17 protein-coding genes are annotated in these 22,653 nt (G+C 30.0%); 10 read left to right on the top strand and 7 right to left on the bottom strand.

The window, feature by feature from the left end; genetic code table 11:
* Positions 1–67: 67 nt before the first annotated feature.
* From P3X86_RS19465 to P3X86_RS19455, 3 genes are all read left to right on the top strand, one after another.
* Positions 68–952, top strand: a complete 885-nt coding sequence (locus P3X86_RS19465; protein ID WP_483294406.1) for a helix-turn-helix domain-containing protein — start codon at positions 68–70, stop codon at positions 950–952.
* Positions 953–1,166: 214 nt separating this feature from the next.
* Positions 1,167–3,263, top strand: a complete 2,097-nt coding sequence (locus P3X86_RS19460) for a methyl-accepting chemotaxis protein (protein WP_483294405.1) — start codon at positions 1,167–1,169, stop codon at positions 3,261–3,263.
* A gap of 29 nt (positions 3,264–3,292) precedes the next feature.
* Positions 3,293–3,568: a hypothetical protein gene (locus P3X86_RS19455; RefSeq protein ID WP_483294404.1), complete on the top strand. Its 276-nt coding sequence runs from the start codon at positions 3,293–3,295 to the stop codon at positions 3,566–3,568.
* A gap of 617 nt (positions 3,569–4,185) precedes the next feature.
* Here P3X86_RS19455 and yiaY read toward each other — a convergent pair.
* Entirely contained in the window at positions 4,186–5,334 is a 1,149-nt protein-coding gene (yiaY, locus tag P3X86_RS19450; RefSeq protein ID WP_483294403.1) for an L-threonine dehydrogenase, read from the bottom strand.
* A gap of 146 nt (positions 5,335–5,480) precedes the next feature.
* On the opposite strand from yiaY, the gene P3X86_RS19445 reads away from it, so the two are divergent.
* Positions 5,481–5,657 carry an HTH domain-containing protein gene (locus P3X86_RS19445; protein ID WP_483294402.1) on the top strand — a complete coding sequence of 59 codons (177 nt, stop codon included), beginning with the start codon at positions 5,481–5,483 and terminating at the stop codon, positions 5,655–5,657.
* Positions 5,658–5,802: 145 nt separating this feature from the next.
* On the opposite strand, the gene pcp is transcribed toward P3X86_RS19445, so the two are convergent.
* The 4 genes from pcp to P3X86_RS19425 form a co-directional block, all read right to left on the bottom strand.
* Positions 5,803–6,447 carry a pyroglutamyl-peptidase I gene (pcp, locus tag P3X86_RS19440; protein WP_483294401.1) on the bottom strand — a complete coding sequence of 215 codons (645 nt, stop codon included), beginning with the start codon at positions 6,445–6,447 and terminating at the stop codon, positions 5,803–5,805.
* 49 nt (positions 6,448–6,496) lie between these two features.
* On the bottom strand, positions 6,497–7,414 hold the full coding sequence (locus tag P3X86_RS19435; protein WP_483294400.1) for a DUF979 domain-containing protein: 918 nt from the start codon (positions 7,412–7,414) through the stop codon (positions 6,497–6,499).
* The gene (locus tag P3X86_RS19430) at positions 7,411–8,091 is read right to left on the bottom strand and encodes a DUF969 domain-containing protein (RefSeq protein ID WP_483294450.1); all 681 of its coding nucleotides are present in this window, start codon (positions 8,089–8,091) and stop codon (positions 7,411–7,413) included. The genes P3X86_RS19435 and P3X86_RS19430 overlap by 4 nt, the downstream gene beginning before the upstream one ends.
* Before the next feature lie 126 nt (positions 8,092–8,217).
* Positions 8,218–8,904: a Crp/Fnr family transcriptional regulator gene (locus P3X86_RS19425; RefSeq protein WP_483294399.1), complete on the bottom strand. Its 687-nt coding sequence runs from the start codon at positions 8,902–8,904 to the stop codon at positions 8,218–8,220.
* Between the two features lie 299 nt (positions 8,905–9,203).
* Here P3X86_RS19425 and P3X86_RS19420 point away from each other — a divergent pair, with 299 nt between their 5' ends.
* The gene (locus tag P3X86_RS19420) at positions 9,204–10,262 is read left to right on the top strand and encodes a M20/M25/M40 family metallo-hydrolase (protein WP_483294398.1); all 1,059 of its coding nucleotides are present in this window, start codon (positions 9,204–9,206) and stop codon (positions 10,260–10,262) included.
* Between the two features lie 139 nt (positions 10,263–10,401).
* Here P3X86_RS19420 and P3X86_RS19415 read toward each other — a convergent pair whose 3' ends face one another.
* Positions 10,402–13,719 (bottom strand): cellulose binding domain-containing protein, encoded by a 3,318-nt coding sequence (locus tag P3X86_RS19415; RefSeq protein WP_483294397.1) that lies wholly within the window; start codon positions 13,717–13,719, stop codon positions 10,402–10,404.
* 596 nt (positions 13,720–14,315) lie between these two features.
* On the opposite strand from P3X86_RS19415, the gene P3X86_RS19410 reads away from it, so the two are divergent.
* On the top strand, positions 14,316–15,806 hold the full coding sequence (locus P3X86_RS19410; protein WP_483294396.1) for a B12-binding domain-containing radical SAM protein: 1,491 nt from the start codon (positions 14,316–14,318) through the stop codon (positions 15,804–15,806).
* 162 nt (positions 15,807–15,968) lie between these two features.
* Here P3X86_RS19410 and P3X86_RS19405 read toward each other — a convergent pair whose 3' ends face one another.
* The gene (locus tag P3X86_RS19405; protein WP_483294395.1) at positions 15,969–17,399 is read right to left on the bottom strand and encodes a YceG family protein; all 1,431 of its coding nucleotides are present in this window, start codon (positions 17,397–17,399) and stop codon (positions 15,969–15,971) included.
* Positions 17,400–17,607: 208 nt separating this feature from the next.
* Between P3X86_RS19405 and P3X86_RS19400 the strand changes: the two genes are divergently transcribed.
* The 4 genes from P3X86_RS19400 (at position 17,608) to P3X86_RS19385 (ending at position 22,624) form a co-directional block, all read left to right on the top strand.
* Positions 17,608–17,994 (top strand): hypothetical protein, encoded by a 387-nt coding sequence (locus P3X86_RS19400; protein WP_483294394.1) that lies wholly within the window; start codon positions 17,608–17,610, stop codon positions 17,992–17,994.
* Positions 17,995–18,267: 273 nt separating this feature from the next.
* Positions 18,268–20,010: a ribosomal protection-like ABC-F family protein gene (gene abc-f, locus P3X86_RS19395; RefSeq protein ID WP_483294393.1), complete on the top strand. Its 1,743-nt coding sequence runs from the start codon at positions 18,268–18,270 to the stop codon at positions 20,008–20,010.
* Between the two features lie 292 nt (positions 20,011–20,302).
* Positions 20,303–21,508 carry an MFS transporter gene (locus P3X86_RS19390; RefSeq protein ID WP_483294392.1) on the top strand — a complete coding sequence of 402 codons (1,206 nt, stop codon included), beginning with the start codon at positions 20,303–20,305 and terminating at the stop codon, positions 21,506–21,508.
* Between the two features lie 123 nt (positions 21,509–21,631).
* Positions 21,632–22,624, top strand: coding sequence for a phosphotransferase enzyme family protein (locus tag P3X86_RS19385; protein ID WP_483294391.1), 993 nt, complete (start codon positions 21,632–21,634; stop codon positions 22,622–22,624).
* Positions 22,625–22,653: the final 29 nt, after the last annotated feature.

Raw genomic sequence — 22,653 nt, 5'->3', positions numbered from 1 at the left:
TTATTTTGAGCTTTTATATACTATAATTGAAATTATAAATTTAAAATTGCTAAAAGGGGGTAGATCGTTGGAATTAGTAATAAAAAACAATAAACGAATCAAGCCAGTTGTGCATACCATAAAGAAACATCCTTATCATTGGCACAAATCAATAGCGATTGTAAAAGTATTAAGAGGTAGGATAAAAGTTAGAGTATGGGCATCAGATAACCTGATGAAAAAGGGTGACTTCATAATTTTTAATATAGGTGAAGTTTATCAAATAGAAGGATTAAGTAATGATAATCTAGTGTTAACTATTTATATTAATGAAACCTACTGCAATAATATAATAGAAGATTTTAAACAATCAATAATAATGTGCAATTCAATTAAATTCGAAAAATCGCATCCAAAAAAGTATCAAAAACTAAGAGAGTACATTAATGTGCTCACACAAGCGTTACTAAGAGATGTTGACTTTATTGAAATTGATAAATGTGCTAGTGAATTCTTAAAGTATCTAGTTTACCAATTTGATTACTTAGCTTGTGGCATAAATCTAAAAAGATTTAGTGATAAAGTAGTTGCTAGAAATAAAAAACTATACGAATTAGCATTTTTAAAGAGAAATATGTTTTTTAAAGGTGGATTAAAAGACTTAGCAGTATATTCAGGGTTGAGTTATAATCACCTAAAAAAAGATATAATTGAACGCTTTGGGTATGGATATAGGTGGCTCAAATATTCGTTTATGGTAGAAGAAGCTGCAAAGATGATATTGACAACAGAGCAGTCTTTGACCAATATTGTTTATACTTGTGGATTCTCAGATCCTAAATATATGATTAGTTACTTTAAGATTTTTTTCGAATGTACTCCTTCACAATTTAAAAAACGTTACAAAGATAGATATCACGAATTATTGCAAATAAATGAGAAATCTTTTCAAATAGTTGGAAAAATAGAGTGATAAAATTCTACAAATAATTTTATAAAAGCCCTACATTTGACAAAGTATTCGATAAAACTAATTGATATAATTAAAATATATGAGTGTGGGAGTTATTCGTGTCGAAAACTGTCGATATATTTAAGAAGTAGCAGATAATAAAAATAGAACCGAATATAACGAAATTTCATAGCGATTACGCCCATATAGCAAAACTATAAGAGGAGGTAACAATATGAAACTAAAAACCAGGTTGATATTTTTAAATCTAGGACTTTTCATAGCTATAATAGCAATAATATTAAGTTACTCATTTATTAATACATACATAAATATCAAAGACAGTAGCGTTGAAAAGATTGCATTAGAAACAGAAACTATTTCAAACAAAATGCAAGAATTATTAAATGAAGGAGTGAATGATGCTCAAGCAATCGCTAGTACAATTAAGACTATGAAATTAAGTGGCGCTACAGATAGAAAAGTGGTAGTTGATTTGATAAAAGAATATATTGACAACAACAAAAACTATGTATACACATGGGTGTGCTTTGAGCCAAATGCCTTTGATGGACAAGATATAAATTTTACTAAAAAATATGGTAGCGATGCAAGTGGAAGATTCGTACCTTGCTGGGCAAGAAGTGGAGATAAATGTACATTATCACCAAGTACAGAGTTAAGCAATGACTACTATACGGTTCCTAAGGCTACAAAGAAAAGTTTTATAGCAGATCCAGCGGAATATGAGATAGAAGGACAGAAAGTAATAGTTATAAGTATTTGCGAACCAATAGTTGTAAATGGCAGATTTCTCGGTGTTGTAGGATTGGATTTCTCATTAGACCAACTAACTACAATAAACTCAGATGTTAAGTTATTTGATAACGGATTTGGAAGACTTATAAACGATGAAGGTATAGTTTTAGCTCATAAAGATCCAAAGAAAGTCAATATTATAGCATCTGAACTTTCTACAGACTCAGGAAAGGAGTATTTAGACCAAATAAGAAAAGGGAAAAAGTTTAGAAACATTTCATACTCAACTAAATTAGAAGAAGATGTTTATAAATTCTATAACCCTATACATTTTCAAAATAACGATAAAAAATGGTCATATTCAATTATAGTTCCAATAAACGAATTGATGAATAAAACCAATAGCTTAATAATAGTAATGGTTGTTATAGCAGTTATAGGCATATTGATTATGGGTGGAGTGCTTTACTATAACAGTATTTATGCTGTTAAATCTATTAAAGTAGTAGCTGAAAGGATTTATAAACTTGCTGGTTGTGATCTAAGAGACGATAAGGACAAAAATATGGAAAAGCTTTTAAAACGCAAGGATGAAACAGGAGATATGGCTAAAGCACTAGCTACTATGAGAACCAATATAGCCAATCTAATAAACAAAGTACAGGATGTAGTAGGGCATGTTTCAGCTTCATCAGAGGAATTAAATGCTACGTCACAACAGGTGGCAACAAGCTCACAAGAAGTATCTAAAACTATTGAAGAATTAGCAAAAGGCGCAATGGATCAAGCTCAAGATACAGAAAGAGGTTCTACCAAGATAAATAACTTAGGAGATATGATAGCAAATAATCAAAGGCAAATGGAAGATGTAAACAACGCTGCTGTTAATGTTGCAAATTTAACTGACGAGGGATTAGATGCCATAAAAGATCTAATAGATAAAACAGAGCAAAGTAAACAAGCAGCAACAGAAATTTTCAAAGTTATCGAAGAGACAAATGATAGCTCAGATAAGATTGGGGATGCTAGTGAAGTTATAGCATCAATAGCAGAACAGACTAATCTACTTGCTTTAAATGCAGCTATAGAGGCAGCAAGAGCGGGAGATGCAGGGAAAGGCTTTGCTGTAGTTGCAGAAGAAATCAGAAAATTAGCAGAACAGTCAACTAATTCAACAAAAGAGATAGATATAGTAGTAAATGAGTTAAAAACTAATTCAACAAATGCAGTTAATACAATTAAAGAAGTAGGGCTTATTGTAGAAGCCCAAGCAAATAGTGTAGGTAAAACAGAGAATAAGTTTAAAGAAATTGAACAAGCAATGCAGGAGGCAGAGATAGTAGTTGGCGAAATGTATGGCTCAGTGAATGCTATGCAAGAAAGTAAGATAGAAATATTAGATATTATCCAATCATTATCGGCTATAGCTCAGGAAAATGCAGCTGGAGCAGAAGAAGCAACAGCATCAACACAGGAGCAAACTGCATCTATACAACAAGTTGCAAATGCAAGTGAAAGCCTTTCGGAAATGGCTTTAGAGCTACAAGAGACTATATCAGAATTTAAGATATAGATATTTAAAGGAATCTGGTGAAAGAAATTATGAATTATATTGAAAAAAAGGTTAAAAAGAATGACATTGATAATATAATTAACGAATTGATATATTTGTTAGATAGAATAAATTCTATTATTAAATGGATTGATAAAAGTCGAAGAGATATTTATCATTGCATAGAAAACAATATGCCAAATAATAAAGAATTGACAACAGATATGATAATTGATTTAATAGATACCAAGAAGATATTAAAAGCTAGCAATGAAATAGGAGAGATAGCATACTCAATGGAGAAAATATTAGAAGAGATTTCATAATACAAAAATAATAATAAAGGAGTTATTTGTGGCTAACTCCTTTATTATAGAAACAGCTTTGACTTATCTAAGAAGACTACTAAATTTATAATATATAGCTTAGTTAGTATATTGGTATATATATTTCTGAGAATATGTACTGCGATTATTATTGTAATAATTAGTTCGTATATTAGTTGTATTTTGTTTTGATAATAATTATAGTGTCAAAGCTATATATTACTGAAACAATTTTTCTATAGATGGCACAAGACTTGTGAAAAATTCTGCGAATTTTGTAAAGAAAGAAGCAAAGAAATTAACGAAATTCATAATAGATTCCCCCTGTTCAATTTTTAGTATTTTTTTATTCCATCTACACTACTTCAACTTCATGACGTCACTGCTTAATTAGTAGTTGGTATGTTTATACTATACAGATTATTGTTGGATAAAGCAATACATATGGCACAATATTGTAGTTTTATGCCATGAGTGTGTAATATAAGTAAAGGAACTGCAATTTCTTGTCGTATATTTAACTCTTTTTAGGTTAGATTATTTTCAATAAATATATAAGAAAAAGTGGCTTACTGAAATAAAAGTAGCCACTTTATAAATTTTATAATATTTAAATTCTACATAGCGTTTTTAAATATACTGACTATTTCTTCATGAGTAGCTTGCTTAGGATTTGTAATTCCACATGCATCTTTTAGTGCATTTTCAGCTAATGTTGGAATATCTTTTTCCTTTGCACCGATTTCTTTTAAGCCAGATGGGATACCTATGTCCTTAGAAAGCGCTATTATTGCATCAATAGCGCTTTGAGCACCTTCTTTGTCACTTAAGCCTTCAACTTTTACTCCCAGAGATTGAGCTATATCTTTTAATTTTTCAGGGCAAACTTGGCTGTTATATTTTTGTACATGTGGTAAAAGAATAGCATTACATACACCATGAGGTAGATCATAAAAGCCTCCTAACTGATGAGCCATTGCATGAACATAGCCAAGGCTTGCGTTGTTAAATGCCATACCAGCTAAAAATTCAGCATATGCCATTTGATTTCTGGCATTTTCATCTTTACCATTATCGACTGCTTTTCTCAAATGATTAGAAATCAAGCTTATTGCCTGAAGTGCGCAAGCATCAGTAATTGGAGTAGCAGCAGTTGATACATAAGCTTCAATTGCATGAGTTAACGCATCCATACCAGTCGCAGCAGTCAGAGATTTAGGCATATCCATCATTAGCTCAGGATCATTTACTGCAAGAATAGGAGTTACATGTTTATCAACTATAGCCATTTTTATATGTCTTTCTTCATCAGTTATAATACAAAATATAGTCATCTCACTTGCAGTCCCAGCAGTGGTGTTTATTGCAACTAGAGGTAATTGAGGTTTAGATGATTTATGAACACCTTCATAGTCTTTAATGTTTCCGCCATTGGTCGCGACAAGAGCTATTCCTTTAGCGCAGTCATGAGGAGAACCACCACCAAAAGATATAACAAAATCACATTCCTCAGATTTAAGCATATCTACACCATCATGGACATTTTTAGTAGTAGGGTTAGGTTTTGTTTCATCAAATATTACATACTCTATACCATTATTAGCAAGCACAGATGTCAACTTATTTACTAACCCTATTTCATTTAATACTTTATCAGTAACTATAAAAGCTTTTTTAAAACCAAGATTTTTAATCATATCACCTGCATCAATTAAAGCATTTTTATCCATAATGCTTATAGAGGGCATATAAAATACATAGCTCACTTATTTCACTCCTTTTTAATATTATCAGTTATAGTATTTACATAAGTAAAACAATTATTATATATATTAACAATATAAAAGTTTAAGGTAAACATAAAAGGGTATAATTAATATAGTAATAGCTAGTTAAAAAAGGAGGAAGGTCAATGGATTATAAAGAACAAGTACTCAAAGTATTAAAAGAATCAGATGAACCTATGAAAGCAGGACAAATAGCAGAGAAGATTAATGCAGATAAAAAAGAGGTAGACAAAGCAATAAAAGCATTAAAAAAAGAAGAGCTTATAAACTCTCCTAAAAGATGCTTTTACGATGTAAAGTAGATATAATGAACAGAGAAATCTAAAATAGTCAGGTTTAAAATTTTATTATTCGTCAGGGTGTTTTAGGTGATTACTATATTAAATATAATATTAAAAAGAAGATGTCTCAAGGGGCATCTTCTTAGTTATCTTTTTTCATGGTTTCTTAATGTGTCTTTCCAGTAACTAAAGCAATATCTTTATTATTTTCAATTGAAGCTTCTATTATTAACCTTAGAGCAGTTACTATATTTTCAAGAGACATAGAAGCTACGTTGTTTCTACCAATTACTTGATCAGGTAAATAAGGAACGTGTATAAAACCTCCTTTGATATTGTCAAATGTATTTTCAATCATATGAAGCAAGCCATACATTAAATGGTTGCAAACGAAAGTACCTGCTGTATTTGAAATATTTGCTGGTATATTGTTATCACTCAATTTTTTTAGAATTGCATTAATTGGCAGATTAGAAAAATAAGCATTTTTCCCTTCTTTATAAATCGGTGTGTCAATAGGCTGATTTTCTTCATTATCTGGGATTCTAGCATTATCTAAATTTATTGCAATTCTTTCAATAGATATAGTAAACCTACCACCTGCTTGGCCGATACACAGTACTATATCTGGTGATTCTTTGATAATTGCTTTTTTTAAAGTGTCTATAGATTTTTTAAAAACTGTTGGAACCTCTAGTTTTACAATATTATAATCCATTATCATATCAGGTAATTTTTTAACAGCTTCAAGAGCAGGATTTACAGACTCTCCACCAAAAGGATCAAAACCTGTTATTAATACTTTTTTCAAATTAAAGCCTCCTTTATTACATATATGTTTTTGTTTAATATTTTATATATTAAAATGCTAACGTATACATTAGTATAACATGAATAACCCATAAAACAAATGCATAAGGCAACTGTGCAATAATAACTCTATATTTGTTTTTAGTTTCTAATACGGCACCAGGGACAATATTAAAATTTGCTGCCATAGGTGTTATCAAAGTTCCGCAGTAACCTGCTGTAAGAGCTAATATACAAGCAATAGCGGGATTAGCACCTTGTGCTATGACAAATGGCATACCTATACCAACAGTCATAACAGAGAATGCAGCAAATGCATTACCCATAATCATAGTAAATAAAGCCATCCCTAAACAATACGCTATAACGCCAACAAGTTTACTAGGACTACCGATGACATTGCTTATACCTCCAGAGATAACGTCACCAACACCAGCAGCAGTAAACAAAGCACCTAAAGCTGTTAAGAGCTGAGGTAAAATACTAGCAGCACCAACACGTTGCAATAATCTACTTCCGTCGTAGCAAACTTTGCTTGGTTTTGTTCTTGTCATTGTTGCTGCAATTAATAATGCTAATAGAGCTCCAACACCTAGTCCTATAATGCCACCTAAAGATTTTATAAATTGACCAAAAATAAATGCAACAATTCCGATGGTTAATGCTGGTATAAACAGCTTGTTTTTGTGTTTGATAGCACAATTTTCTCGATCTTTTTCAGAAGCATTTGACATTGAGCCAAATGTTACTTTCTTCATTGCAGTTAGACAACCCATGAAGACTATCATACCACCAGTAATATATCCTGGGATAAGCTTTCCAAATATAAAAATTATTCCTACAAGTCCCCAGAATAAACCAGTTCCTATTCGTGAAGGGTGTTTATCATCCTTGAAAGCATATATAGCTGTCAATATTGCAACCATACCTGTTAATACGTATATTGTTTCTAATAAAATTTTCTTCATTTGCTAAGCTCCTTTCTTACTTTAAGCTTTCTGCTAATCTTTTTATCAAGTAAATAATTTTGTATAATTGCTAGTATTAAAGCTATAATAGCTACAGGTATTGCATTTTTAGAAACTTCAGCATCAGTTACAGTAATCCCTTGTTCTTTTAAAGTGTTTATAACTAACAAAACTCCACCTGCTGTAATAAAAACATTTTGTCCAAAGAAGTTACCATAGTTTTCAGAAGCAGCTGCATACCCTTTAATTATTTCCTCTGTGTCTTCATCTACGTTTTCGTAAGTATTTTGAGCGGCACCAAAAGCCATAGGATTGATTAGAGGTCTTATAAATTGAACATGGCCACCAAGTCTCAAAGAAAGTGCGGCAGCTATCATCCTAATAGTAGTATAAGTTGATAATACTTTTCCAACAGTCGCTGATTTGAGGTTATTGATGAGATGTGCAGCTCTTTCCCTTAGTCCATTTCTTTCTAATATACCTATAACTGGAAGCGTTAATAAAAAGATAGACATATTTCTTGAGTTAACAAATGTTGTACCTATTTTGTCTAATATTTCGATAATATTAAGACCTCCCAATAGACCTGTAGTGATGCCAGCTATCAAAACTACAGCTATAGTATCTAACTTTAAGAAGAAGCCGACAACTACAATTAAAATTCCAATAAGTTTAATGTACTCCATAATAAAACTCCCTTCTAATATTTTGAATATTTTGATAATTATAATATTTATTTTGAATATATTCTGTTGTTTAGGCAACATTTTTTAATAAATATTACTGGAGTTTTTTTAAATTTATTATAAATGATAATTAACATATTCTTGTAACTTTGTTTTGTTTTTTATAATAATTCTTTTTTTATCAATTTCAATTAAACTTTCAGAGCGAAATTTATTAATAGCATTTGTAACAGTAGTACGGTTACAACCTATTCTATTAGCGAGTTCTTCATGAGTTATCTTAAATTCTATAGAATCAATTGATTTGGTACTCTTATACCTAAACTTGCTTGTATGAGCCAATCTAAGTAGACAATTAGCAACTTTGCCAATAGCGTTGTTAAAATTATAATCTGCTATATTCAACATAAGTATCCTATATTTACGAATAATACTATGCATAAAGTATCGATAGATTTCAGGATGCTTTAACAGTTCGTTTTCAAGAACAGCTTTACTTATCAATGATATTTCACAATCTTCTATAACTTTTGCGATAACCTCAGTGTGTTGACCTTCAAAGAAATTCATTTCTCCTAAAATAGTGCCTCTTTGCAGTCTAAACAAGCACACTTCATCTCCTGTATTGCTAATAATAATTTGAGTTATTTGTCCTGATATAACTATATAAATGCTATCAGAAGTACAATGGGTTATATACTCTTTCTTTTTGTATTTTTTGATAGAGCCCTTTTTACTTAACTCGTTAGCAAAAAAGTTCGTCATTTTGATTTGTAGATTTTCATCAAAAAGTTTATCAAACATAAAATAACCTCCAAATAAATATAGATAGACAGTTTAAATAGTATGATACCATAGTGTATATAAAAAATCTAGATATGACTTCAAATAGAAAATTAAAGAATTATCGCATAATCATATCTAAAAGAATATAAAATCCTTGTTAGGGTAGTTTGTCCGATAAATTAAGTATTGAACTGACAAACTAACATCGAATACAATAATATTTTCAGTAAAAGGGGAATGTGGTATTAATTACAATAACATGGTATACTAAGTATAGTTATGATTATGAGTAAATAACAAAATTTGGAGGTATAACGATGGATAACGAATCAAAACAATTTTTAGAGCGACTACTTACAACACCCTCACCATCAGGTGCAGAATATGATTTGCAAAAAAAATGGATTGATTATACTAGAGTTTTCGCTGATACAATCGAGACAGATACAGCAGGAAATGTCATAGCTTGTGTTAATCCAGATAGCTCTTTTAAAGTTATGTTAGCAGGGCATTGTGATGAAATAGCTTTTGTAGTAAATTATATTGATGATGATGGCTTCGTATATATAACAAAAGCAGGAGGTATAAATCATAAAATAGCACTCGGAATGCGTGTTAAAATACTCGGTAAAAAGGGTCCTGTACTCGGTGTATTTGGTGTACCTGCAGAGCATCATGGTGGTGCAAAAGATGATATCAAAATACATGAAGTGTATATTGATTGTGGAGCTACAAGCAAAGATGAGATTTTAGAAAACATATCTGTAGGCGATTATGTAATCTATGATTGTGACTATGATTATATGCTTAATAATCGTTTGGTAGCACGTGGATTAGATAATAGAACTGGTGCATTTATAGTTGCAGAGGTTCTTAAAAATGTAGCCAAAGCTAATCCAAAAGTTGGTGTCTATGCTGTTAGTACAGTTAATGAGGAGACCAATATGGGTGGCGCTTACTTTGCAAGTAATTCTATTCAGCCTACATTAGGTATAGCATGCGATGTTACATTTGCAACTGATCACCCTAATGTGGACCCAAAAGAACATGGTGATGTAAAACTTGGTGGAGGACCAGTTTTATCAAAAGGAGCTCCTATAAATGATTTAATAAATGATTTACTTGAAAAATCAGCTTCTGATACTAATATACCTGTTCAATACGAATTAACTCCAAGAAGCACAGGAACTGATGCGGATAAGATTAGATTAAGCGGTAAAGGAGTACCTGTTGCACTTGTATCTTTACCACTCAGATACATGCATTCTCCAGTTGAAGAAGTAAGTTTAGATGATATTGATAAAGAAATTGAACTGCTCACGAAATTTATATTAGATTTGACAGGAGAAGAGAACCTAAAACCTGTAACGGTTTAAGTATAATAAGCCCTTATGCTGTTAATATTGGTTGTCATTAATCTATTCATTAATCTATATTAATAAAGTTAAATATTACTACTTAAAAAAAAGGGGTGTCTTTTAAGTTTAAGACACCCCTTAGATTATTTTTAAAATATTAATTTCTGTTCATTACTTGATACCCATAATTAATACCTTTTGGAGATGGAGGTGTATCAGAAGGTAGATGTTTTTTCATTACTCTTATGATAGTTAAGAAATCATATCTAAATGATATATTATTGTCACCCCAATGTTTTGCTAGCACATCAAATGCATTGTTCACGTCTTTAACCATAGCAGTCCATTGTTGTTCAGTTGGTACACCATGTGGATAGAATGCTCTCAAATTATCAATAAACACTTTTACATCTTTCTTAGATAGTTTAATATCATAGATATCAGAAGTTTCATTATTCATCTTTTTCATTATATTTAAAACTTGTGGAACATGGTCAGCAAAACCATTATATCCTAGAGTTTTAACTATATTAGTTGAATTCATATTTGTCTGTCTATTTGCTTTAAATACATCACCATTTACAGAATAAAGACCTCTGTTGTAGATGTATGTTAGTAACACATCTTCAGCTGACCTGTCTTTAGCATTTTGAACAAAATCTTTAAATTTATAAGAAGGTACAGCATACATGAATTCTCTAGTCATTGTTAAGCTTGCAGCAGATGATATAGCAGCTTTAACAAATTTAGGGTCTTCTGTAGATATAGATACATGTGTGAAATCATCATGACTAGCATTTTTAGCAAAAGAATCTGGGAAGAAATCTTTTACTTCATTGAAGTTTGGTGTCTCTTGTTGGAATGGTCCATCAGGAGAACCAGAAGTCATACCCCAATACCAAGTTTTACCTTTGATATTGACAGGGTGGCTTAAAGCACCCTCTCTAGTAGGGTATACTGCAAAGGAGAAATTCTCCTTAGTTCCAAGTGCTGCCATGTAGTTTGGATTGATTCCATATATCTCTTGAATATAGCCTAATCCCATAGCCATGTATTTTGAAGGAACCCACATCTTTATACCGTTAGTTAGATTTGTATATACATTGTTTGCTAAACCTATATTTATTTGAGTATTAGAAGGACTGTTATATAATATAAGCCCATCTTTTATAGGTGAAGCAGATGATTTGTAATAATCAGAAGAGTTACTAATTAAATCACTAACACTAAGATTTGATTTTCCTTTAACAAATGATGATGGTAGGCTTGGTCTTTTTGGATATATATTCTCACCACGCATAAAGTTAGGAGTTACATTGCTTGGATAAGCATTATTACCTTTTTTCTCAAAATCCATTGTAACAGTTCTTGATTCACCCATTCCGAATGTTATTTCCCAAGGATTAAGCAATACTGTAACCTTATTTCCATCTTGAGAATAAGACTTAGCACCTGTGATGCTTTTTACTTTAGAAGTCGTTTCAAAAGTAAAGCCCCAAAGGTTGAACATTCCGCTATCCCACTTGTATGAAGTGTTTGGATTTTTTAAGACGAAATTAGATTTAAAGCTTGAACCATTATCATTAATATTTTTAGTTTCAATAACAAATCCCTGCTTTTGAGCTGATGAATTATTGTTATTATTATTATTGTTGTTGTTATTGTTGTTATTATTATTGTTTGTATCCTTTAATGGAAATTTATTTCCCCAAGCTGGAGAATAAGAAGGATTACTTAATGGAAATAGTGGTTTATTTGCTTCTGGCAATTCCAAATCCTGAGCTATAACTGTTGAAATCATTTGATTATCAGGTTTTTCATAGCTAGCGTTAGAATGTGATCTTTGTAAACTCCAGATCATCATACCACCAACGTTGTTTTTATTAACGTATCTCGCAGTTTTAGCTACTTTTTCAAGGTTCCAAACATGTCCACCCCAATCTTCTGGTGGAACCATAACTCCCATATTAACAGGACCATTAAAATAGTTTTTGTAAGCTTTTAAAGCATCAATAGGATCGTATTCACCAGCATTATATCCCATAACATTAACCATGTCTAATTTGTCACCTGCTTTGCGAAGTATAGGTAGCATCATACCTGTACTAGCAAAAGGTCCTGGCTTAGCATTCTTCCACTGGTCTTCTCCATATGCTCCAACACTCCAGCCAGTAGCGCATAAAATATATGGTCTAGGTAATTGTTTACGCATTTGAGTCAATATATTAACGTATTCATTTTCTTTTGCATATGTTATTTTGCCATTAGAGTCATATGATGTATTAAAGCCACCACTAGGTTCATAATCAATATCTACACCATCTAGACCGAAATCTTTTATGAATTTAGCAATATTGCTGTAATTCATATTTGACCAATTTGTATAAGTCAATCCACCTATAGATATGATAACCTTTGTGTCAGGGTTTTTGTTTTTAAGATGCTGGATAGCTTCTTTTAGTACTGTTCCATTATAGCTAAATTCAAGTCCAGTACCGCTTAGATTAAGGTTTCCAGAGTATTTCATATCAGGCTTTGCAAATGCTAGCATTACGACATTTACATATTTAGGTAGATTTGCAAGATGGGTATCTTTTCCTTTAGATGCCCATTTATCAGACCAAGACTGGAAATAACCAACGTATTTGTTTTTAATATTCTTATTATTGTTATCTTTGTCTTTATCTTTATCTTTGTCTTTGTCTTTATCTTTATCTTTATCTTTATCTTTATTGTTATCTTTATCTTTATTGTTATCTTTATCTTTATTGTTATCTTTATCTTTATTGTTGTCTTTATCTTTATTGTTGTCAATAACATACTTCATCTCATTTAATAAATACTCTTTTGGAGTTTTAAATGAACCAGAGTAACTAATTGACATACCGAATGTAACGCTTTGTCCAGGACGTATAGTTTTGTTCCAACCAGCATTTTTAACTTCTATGCTAGTTCCACTTTTTTTCATATTTCCATTCCAAAGACTGTTGATTTTAGCGTTTTTGTCAAGAGAAAATTTAAGTTTCCAATTTTCAATGTTTTTATTTCCAGTATTTTTTATTGTTACATTTGCTGTCATACCACTACCCCAATCTGAGGATGCATCGAATACAACGTTAAATTTGTCATTACTATTATTAGTAGTATTATTGTTATTGTTGTTTTGATTGTTGCTACTATTATTATTTGTATTGTTGTTGCTATTGCTACTTGTAGGGCTTGAAGTGCGTTTCCATAGAGACAATGCTTTGGCAGGGGCCCAAGGTGCTATAGATTTATGTGATTGTAAGCAACTATAATTTACGTTGTTATAGGATACTATATCACCAACTTTGTAATATTTGCCTGTTTGCCAATCATTGACTGAAGCATTAGAAGTTAGCATAGGCGAGAATAATCCTGCTATCAATATGAAAGCCATAGTCAAGGATATTAACTTTGTTAGGTTCTGCGTTTTTTGTTTTGTCTTGTACATTAAATTCCTCCCTTGTAATAGTATTTTGATAGATGGCTGTAATAGTTATTTTAAATATGACATGGTGAATATGCATACTTTAATAACCTAATATTTTTCTATTATCAGACAGCCCCCTTAATGAAATCATATCATAGGTGACTCGACAATTTAATTACAGGAAAGTTAAACATTATTAACTGTGTATGACATTTTAACACTAGTGTTAACTTTAGATTACTATAACAAAATTTATATTATAGAAATATTACAGGATTAAAAATAAAAAAATAGCTAAAATAGATAGGATTAGAGTTTGTAATACAATTTTTTGATTCAAGTTATTCCTCATTGTTTTATTGTTTTTTTATGAATTTATTAAACCACTTAAAAAAGGAATGTTTAGTCTAATTAATGTAAATGTAATAAAACCGTTATGTTATCATGCTAAAATATAATAAAAACAAATGTAATTTGTAGGCATAATATTTGAAATAACTCTTAAAAAGGAGTAAAATAATATACAAGATTGTTTAAGACGTATATTTACAATTTTATATGTGTAAACTATCAGATAAAATATTATGCAAATTAGCGTAACTACGGAGGTATTATAATTGTCTAAGAAAGTATTATTAATAGGTTTTTACAATGAAAAAGCTCTTGGTGTAAAATACCTAGCAAATAGCCTAAAGAGAAATAACTACGAAGTACATATATTATTTTTTAAGAAATTTAATAGTGTGAATCCAAAAAAAGCTACAAAAGAAGAACTCGATTTATTAAAGAAACTGATAGAGGATATAAAGCCATCATTTATTGGAATGAGTGTCATGTCTTCTTTATATTTAGAGACAGTATACCAAGTTAACAAATGTATACGAGATACTACAGATAGTAAAATAATTTGGGGTGGAGTTTATCCTACGCTTTTTCCTAAAGAATCACTTAAATATGCTGATTATGTTATAAGAGGAGAGGGTGAAAATGCTTTAACTGAACTCGTGGATAATATAGAGAAGAAAGAAGATATTAAGAATATACAAAATTTAGCATACACAGACGAAAACGATGTTATTATAAATGACGTTAGACCATTAGTTCACGACTTAGATATACTAGGTTATCCTCATATAGATGATGTTCCTACATATTTTATAGAAAATAACAATTTATTATCAAAAGACCCACAGCTAAATGCGCTTACATACGAACTTACGTGTTCAAGGGGATGTCCATTTACGTGTTCATATTGTAGCTCAATAAACTTAAAACGTTTATATGCTAAAAAAGGAACTTATGTAAGATTTAGAAGTGTTGATAGTATTATAGCAGAATTAAGAGAAGCTAAAAGCAAGATGACTCACCTCAAAGTAATTCATTTTTGGGATGAAATATTTAATGACAACGAAGAGTGGATTTCAGAGTTCAGTAGAAGGTATAAGAGTGAGATAGGTCTGCCATTTAACATATGGGGTCATCCACTTAAAATAAAAGAAAATGTAATAAAGCATTTAGTAAGTGCAGGACTTAATCAAATTGTAGTAGGTATTCAAAGTGGTTCGTTTAATATCAGAAAAAATGTGTTTAATCGTCCGGAGACTCAAGAAGAAATCATAAACTCAAGTAAAATATTAGTAAAGCATAAAGTACCAGTAATAATATATGATTTTATGCTACAACATCCATTTGAGTCGTTAGATGATTTAAAGGAGACTTTTGAATTATGTACTAAATTAGAAAAACCATTTAAGCTTCAGCTACATGGATTGAACTTTTTGCCAGGTACGGATATAGTTGATATGGCAGTTGAGGCTGGACATTTAACAAAGCAAGAACTCAATAATATAATGTATAGCTCTATACAAGATCAGTACGATATGTATTGGGGACCAGCAGCTATGAACATAATGAACAAAAATCAAATATGGATAGCTCTAATTTACCTTACACAGTTTAAAAAGCTTGGAGGCATAACAAATAGATTAAGAAATAAAGCAGAGAATGGTAAAGGGAATAAAACTATACTAATGACTTATAAATCTATGAAAAAATATGCTCGTATGATGAATTTAGCGCACAAGGTTAAATTAGCAATTAAAGGTTAAGAAAGGCATCTATATTACTTAGTAATATAGATGCCTTTTACAGACTGTATACAAAAGCCCAATTTCTGCGTTGTGTTTAAATTTCCGTTGCTCACTTATCTCTAAGTAAGCTCTGCTACTCAATTTTAACACGCATTTATCTTGAATTTTTACTACAGTCTGCTATCTTGATGACAAATATTGATTTGCAAAGAATTTTATATATTCTGCTGGAACAGCGAGATTTAGATTTTGCCCTTCATTATAACCAGCAGTAGTTATTCCTACCAAGTTGCCATATAAATCAATAAGTGCTCCACCAGAGCTACCAGCAGACATAGGGGCAGTTATTTGAATCATTTTATTGTCATCAAAACTTCTAAAGCCAGATACTATACCTTCAGATATGGTGTTAAACAAGCCTAGAGGGCTTCCAATAGTGATGATTTTTTGTCCTCTTACTAGTGCTTTGTCATTAAGTGGGACAAAAGTACAATTTCTTTCTACTTTCAATAACGCCAAATCAAAGTCAGTATGGTATTTTATTATATTAGTTGCAAGATACTCCGTCTCGTCATTTTCAAACAATACGCCAAAATAAAACCCTTTTCTCACTACGTGAAAATTAGTAATAATATAACCATTGTTTTTAATAACTACACCAGAACCACCACCGATAACTTTTTTGTTTTTATTGTATACTTTTATCATTACTATAGAAGTAGAAAGTTTAGCTAATTCTTCATACGATTTTTCTATCTTAGAATTTGTTGCTGTGTTTTGGTGTAAAGTGTTTTGACTTGAAATATGTATATTGTTAGTAGTTTCTTGATTATTATGTATAGGCTTAGTTACTTTTTGTGATGTAACATTATTTTCTTTTTGTTGAGGAAAAGGGATAATACTATTAGTAAAACATCTATTGATTGTTAGTGTAGAGTATTCTAATATGCTCCTTGAAAAACGAATATCATCTTTAGGATTAATATATAGTATATCACAGCCTAGCTTAGACAATAGAATTAAAAAATAATATTCATGTTCTTTTATACTTCCATAATAAATCAATTTTGGTGCTGATGATACTTTTTCTGTGAATAGCTTTTTTATGTATATGTCCATCCATATTAATATCTTGATACCGAAATTTCTAATAACAGTAGAATTGGTATGTGGGTTATTTTTTCTAAACAAGGTTAATATTTTTCTAAATTCAAGTTTTTTAGTCCATTCTAATATATCATCTGCTATAACTAGCCCTAGATCAAAACTGATTAAACATAATGGATTAAATGGAGTAATTGATTCTAATTTCATATATGAGTCTATAATTTGTTTGTATTTGTGAACTTCATCATTGTTAAATGTTCTATCAAGACCTTCGGTGATTTTTACATAATTAACAGTGCTATTAATTAAATGATAATCTATGTCCTGTAGCCTTTGATAGTAGCTTTGTTCATCACCTTTATATCCAATATACCTACAGAACAACACAGGTTTAATTAAAGATTTGTTTTTGTTTCTATTATATACATTTTCAATCTTCATATCCTCAAGAGGAGTTGATGATGTGTATAATATAGTTTTCAAAGGTTTTGTTTTAAATATCATATTATACGCTCCTAGTTTCTTAATTGTATAACATAATTGTACTAAAATTTGATAAAATGTTCTAGAAAAATATCAATAATTTCTAATTGATTTATTTTACACATACGTATGTTTTGAAGATTGAGTGCTTCAATAAATATTACTTGAGTCTACTAATTCGAATAATATTGTGTTAATGGTTAAGTATAATGTAAAGGAGGAATATAATATGGGAATTCTCGAAATGCTTTTAACTAACTCAAAAGCAATAGAAGATGGTTTTAAACAGGTTATGGGAATTAAGACATACAGAATAGTAAGAGATAAACAAGGGGATATTATTGGTGTGTCTTATGATGTTGATTATGGCAGAGCCATTATTAAAGAATATCTTAAGAGCAAAGAAATAAATGAAGGTAGTGTAAAAATAGAAACAGTATCAATAAGAGATAGAGAAAAATTAGCAGAGATATTACCATATAAGATTGTGCTGTTAGATAATAGACTTGTTCTATACAAAGAATTGGAGAGAGAATCTAAAAAGCATGGTATTAAAGGTTATGATGGACAGTTGCCTAAACATGGTCTAAATAAATATGAAACTATAAGTGATTGACAATACAAGCAAACATCACTTATAATATAAATAAAATAATAGAAATGGAGGTAACCACACGAACATGATTAAATAATATGTAATTTTACTAAGATGCTAAAATTTTAATAACTTACGACTATTTTTTCTAACATCAATTTAGATGTTTGTTTGTGTTGTCTGTTGTTATGTTTAAATTTTAGGTGGTAGGAGAACATATTATGTGGTTACGAATTTTGTAATATATATAATAGATTGTTTTGTCTACCCCTATGTTTAGAAAGGGGTTTTTTTATGTTGTATTTAAATAATATTTGTAAAAGTTATGATGGAAAAATTATATTTAAAGATATATCATGTTCTGTTTTTCAAGGAGAAAGAATAGGACTAATAGGAAATAATGGAGTAGGAAAAACAACACTGATTAAGATATTGTTAGGTATTGAAGATAAAGATAAAGGTACTATAAATGGACTAGATAAATTGAGAATTTCATATATGCCTCAAGAAATTGATTATAGTAATACGGAAATGGCGCAAACAATAAGTGACATAAGAAAGAATATTAGTAGTGTTAATGATAGCATAACGTTTATAAAAAATATAAAGCTGTTAATCAATAGCTTCGAATCGAATAAAAAAACAATGGCTATGAGTACAAAAGATTTAAGTGGTGGTGAAAAAACTAAGCTATATTTATTGAAAACATTGACTACTAACGCAGATATATTTATATTAGATGAACCTACTAACCACTTAGATATAGAGACGATTGAAATATTAAAAAAAATAATTAATTCTTCTACTAAGACGTATATATTTATTTCTCATGATAGAGATTTTATGAACTCTGTAGTAAAAAAAGTGTTTGAGCTAACAAAGCATAAATTAAACGAGTATACAGGTACTTATGATGATTTTAAGATGCAAAAAGAGCACGAAAATTTAACTAAGTCAAATATATATAATAAACAAAAAAGAGAGATAGCTCACATTGAGAGTATCATAGATCAAAAAAAACGTAACTATGCTATAGCACATAAAGAAGCTGGGCAGCATGATTTTTATAGAAGTAAAGCGAAGAAACATGTTAATGTAATGAAAAACGCTCAAAAGAGATTAGAAAAAATAAAACGAAACAGAGTAGAAAAACCAGAAGATGATCCTAGTTTAGCATTTGACAGATTAAATCATTTTATAGGCAATACATCTCTACCCAAAATAGTAATTCGAATAGAAAATATGAGCAAGAGCTTTGGAGATAAAGAAGTACTAAAAGATATAAATATCAATATAGAGAGAAATGTAAAGGTAGCTTTAATTGGAGAAAATGGATCAGGAAAATCAACGATTCTAAAGTTGTTAGTAGATGAATTAAAGCCTACGAATGGCAATATAAAGAAAAGTCCGAGTGTTTCTATAGGTTATTTTTCACAGGAACTTGATTTATTAAACCAAGACAATAATATATACGAGGAAGTAAGAGTACATGATATGGAGCAAGGTGAAATTAGGAAAGTATTAGCTTGCTTCTTATTTAAAAGAGATAAAGTGTTCACAAAGATAAAAGATTTAAGTATGGGTGAAAAATGCCGTGTTGCATTTGTAAAACTACTGTTAAAAAAGAACAATGTATTAGTGTTAGATGAGATAACAAATTATATGGACATAATTTCAAAAGAATGTCTAGAGAGAGCATTACATCAATATAAGGGAACAATTTTGTTTGTTAGCCATGATCTATATTTTATAAAGAGAATAGCTAATAAAATAGTAGAGATAAAAGATAAACAAATCAACAAATTTGATGGCTCGTACGATGAGTATGTAAATTATAAAACAGAAAATAATAAAAATGATAAAAAACATGAGTACAAAAATCTAAAAGCAGAATTAGCGACACTCCAGATAAAACGTTCATTCATACAGGGGAAACTTTGCTTTGAAAATAGTAATGATGAGGATAAAGAATTATTAGAGAATGAATTTAAAGATATTAGTGATAAGATAAATGAAATTAATAGTTTATTGAAGTAAATGGAGTTGTAAAAAAATAGCTAATTGACAGAAAATTCAGTGACTGTTACAATGAGAGTGTATGTTAATATATAAGGAGATAAACTAATGAAGTCAAAACTCACACATTCTATAATTTTAGATAGGCTTCCACTGGCATTTTGTGGAATAATTCATACTTTATTTATACCAAGGGAGAAGTGCGTCTATTTTTAATATTATAGAATGATTAAGTGAGTTAGAATAGCTAAACCAGGCATCTAAGTTGCCTGGTTTTTTAGTTGTCTTCTTTTGGAATGGAGGAGAACAATTTATGTTGATTAATACAAGAAAACTAAAGAATAATGTAAAAAAGAATTATTTATATACATTTTTAAGTAGCTTCAATTTAACAGGTGGTATATGGATGCTGTATCTAGCATTTAAGGGATTGAACCTGATGGAGATAGGAATTATGGAGTCAATTTATCATATTACATCTTTCACAATGGAGATACCAACAGGAGTTATTGCTGATATTTATGGCAGAAAAACTTCAAGAGTTCTTTCAAGTGTAGCACGAGTGATAAGTGTAGTTATAATGCTTATTGGTAATAATGTATATTATTTTGCGCTAAGTTTTATTATTACAGCTATAGGCAATAACTTGGAATCAGGTGCAGGAGATGCATTGATATATGATTCGTTAAAGGAAATAAACGAAGAAAATACGTACATGAAGATATCGGGCAAAAAAGAAATATTTTATCAGGCATCTAGTTCTATAGCACTTGTCGTTGGTGGATATTTAGGGACAATAAGTTATAATTATGTTTACATGCTAGCATTAGCATTTGCAGTAATTACACTACTGCAATCATTAACATTTACAGAACCTACAATAGGGAAAATACAAAAGAGCGATAGTAGATTCAAAACATTTTTAGATCAAGTTATGAAAAGTATAAGAGTTATAAAAAGTGATAGTAGAATTGCATTTTTGATAATAACTGCAGAGATATACTCTACATTTGTAACAACAGAATTCTTTTATATACAAAATTATTTTAAAGGGCTAGGTAGAAATGAGTTGAATATAGGTATAATACTTTCTATTTCTGCATTGACGGCTGCATTTGCAGCAACTAAAGCTCATAAAATAGAGAAAAGGTTTGGGTTTAGAGGAATACTGACAGTTATGCCTTTGCTAGGAATATTAAGTCTTTGGGGTATAACTATTATCAGGATAACAGAGATATCCTTCGTATGTCTCATAGCAGTTGAGTCTATATTATATGTTGTGATAAGTGATTATATAAATAGATTGATACCTAGCGAGCAAAGAGCGACAATACTATCTTTTCAAAGTATGGCTTTTAGCTTGTTCATGATTTTATTATTCCCTCTAATAGGGAAATTAGGAGATCAATATAGTTTGATATATGCATTTAAAATAATAGCAATAGTTGCGAGTGTAGTATTGTTTATAATTATAATGATAGTTAACTTAAATACGAAAATTACGATAGATAAAAGGTAAAAAATGATATACTTAAAGAATAGTATAAATATAATTTTCGAAGAGGTGATTGACATGAAATGTCGTATGATACAAGAGGTTAATATATCCATTTAAAATAGAAATTAAAAGGAGAAAAAACCTATGATGAATTTAAGATATTTAGTTGATAATAGAGAGTTAGCAGTAACTATGCTAAAGAATTGGGATTATGATATAGATAATATGGAAATCATGAATCAATATAGAATCTCATCAAGTGCCATCTATCCATTTACCAAGGATGGGGAGATTAGAATATTAAGATTTTTTCCAAGTCAAGAAACTAGTTCAGATTTAGTAGAAAGAGAGTTAGAATTTATACAATTTTTAAAAGCAAATAACTTCCCAGTAGCTGATATTATAAACTCAAAAAATAATAATATAATAGAAGAACTTGATACTAAATGGGGTAAATATAATGGGAGTGTTTTCAGTAGAGTTAATGGGAAAAGATTAGACAAAATAACTTTAACTGATGACATACTATTTGAAATGGGAAAAACATTAGCCAATTTACATGAATTAAGTGTCAAATATGAGAGAAGAGATAAAATTAAAACCTATAAAGATTGTATTAGCGATATCAAGAAGTATCTAACAGATAAAGATATAAACGATAGCAATATAAATAAAGAAATACAAATACTAGAGAATTTTTTTAACTCATTAGATAAAGATACAAGTAATTATGGACTAGTACATTTTGATTACGAACTAGATAATTTATTCTATGATGAAAAAAATAATAAAATTAGCGTAATAGATTTTGGGGATATGATGTATCATTGGTATATAACAGATGTAGTTAATTTTATAGAAAATTTCTATGAAGAGTTATCAGAGTCAGTGAGTGAAAAGCAACTATTAAGTTTTAAAGGTAACTTTATAGATGGATATAAGTCCATCCGTAAATTAGAAGATAAACTATTAAACAAATCAAGTATGATAATAAGATTCTCAAAACTATATAAGTATATTAATATAAGAAAAGCCATGTTGGTCAATATTGAAGATAAACCACCATGGATGAGCGCTTTATCCAAACGATTAAATGAAAAGACTAAGGAACTGTATCAAAAATTTGGAAAAATATAAAAAAAGTAAGGGATTTACCCTTACTTTTT

This window comes from Abyssisolibacter sp. ZYX002 (genome assembly GCF_056892235.1).
Note: the sequence above shows the minus strand (reverse complement) of the source record. Positions and strands in the feature narration are given on the sequence as shown.

What these genes read in the sequence shown, in the direction of transcription:
- P3X86_RS19460 (WP_483294405.1), top strand. Translation starts at nt 1,167, where the DNA reads ATGAAACTAAAAACCAGGTTGATATTTTTAAATCTAGGACTTTTCATA.
- P3X86_RS19455 (WP_483294404.1), top strand. Translation starts at nt 3,293, where the DNA reads ATGAATTATATTGAAAAAAAGGTTAAAAAGAATGACATTGATAATATA.
- P3X86_RS19445 (WP_483294402.1), top strand. Translation starts at nt 5,481, where the DNA reads ATGGATTATAAAGAACAAGTACTCAAAGTATTAAAAGAATCAGATGAA.
- P3X86_RS19435 (WP_483294400.1), bottom strand. Translation starts at nt 7,414, where the DNA reads ATGAAGAAAATTTTATTAGAAACAATATACGTATTAACAGGTATGGTT.
- P3X86_RS19425 (WP_483294399.1), bottom strand. Translation starts at nt 8,904, where the DNA reads ATGTTTGATAAACTTTTTGATGAAAATCTACAAATCAAAATGACGAAC.
- P3X86_RS19420 (WP_483294398.1), top strand. Translation starts at nt 9,204, where the DNA reads ATGGATAACGAATCAAAACAATTTTTAGAGCGACTACTTACAACACCC.
- P3X86_RS19415 (WP_483294397.1), bottom strand. Translation starts at nt 13,719, where the DNA reads ATGTACAAGACAAAACAAAAAACGCAGAACCTAACAAAGTTAATATCC.
- P3X86_RS19405 (WP_483294395.1), bottom strand. Translation starts at nt 17,399, where the DNA reads ATGATATTTAAAACAAAACCTTTGAAAACTATATTATACACATCATCA.
- P3X86_RS19400 (WP_483294394.1), top strand. Translation starts at nt 17,608, where the DNA reads ATGGGAATTCTCGAAATGCTTTTAACTAACTCAAAAGCAATAGAAGAT.
- abc-f (WP_483294393.1), top strand. Translation starts at nt 18,268, where the DNA reads ATGTTGTATTTAAATAATATTTGTAAAAGTTATGATGGAAAAATTATA.
- P3X86_RS19390 (WP_483294392.1), top strand. Translation starts at nt 20,303, where the DNA reads ATGTTGATTAATACAAGAAAACTAAAGAATAATGTAAAAAAGAATTAT.
- P3X86_RS19385 (WP_483294391.1), top strand. Translation starts at nt 21,632, where the DNA reads ATGATGAATTTAAGATATTTAGTTGATAATAGAGAGTTAGCAGTAACT.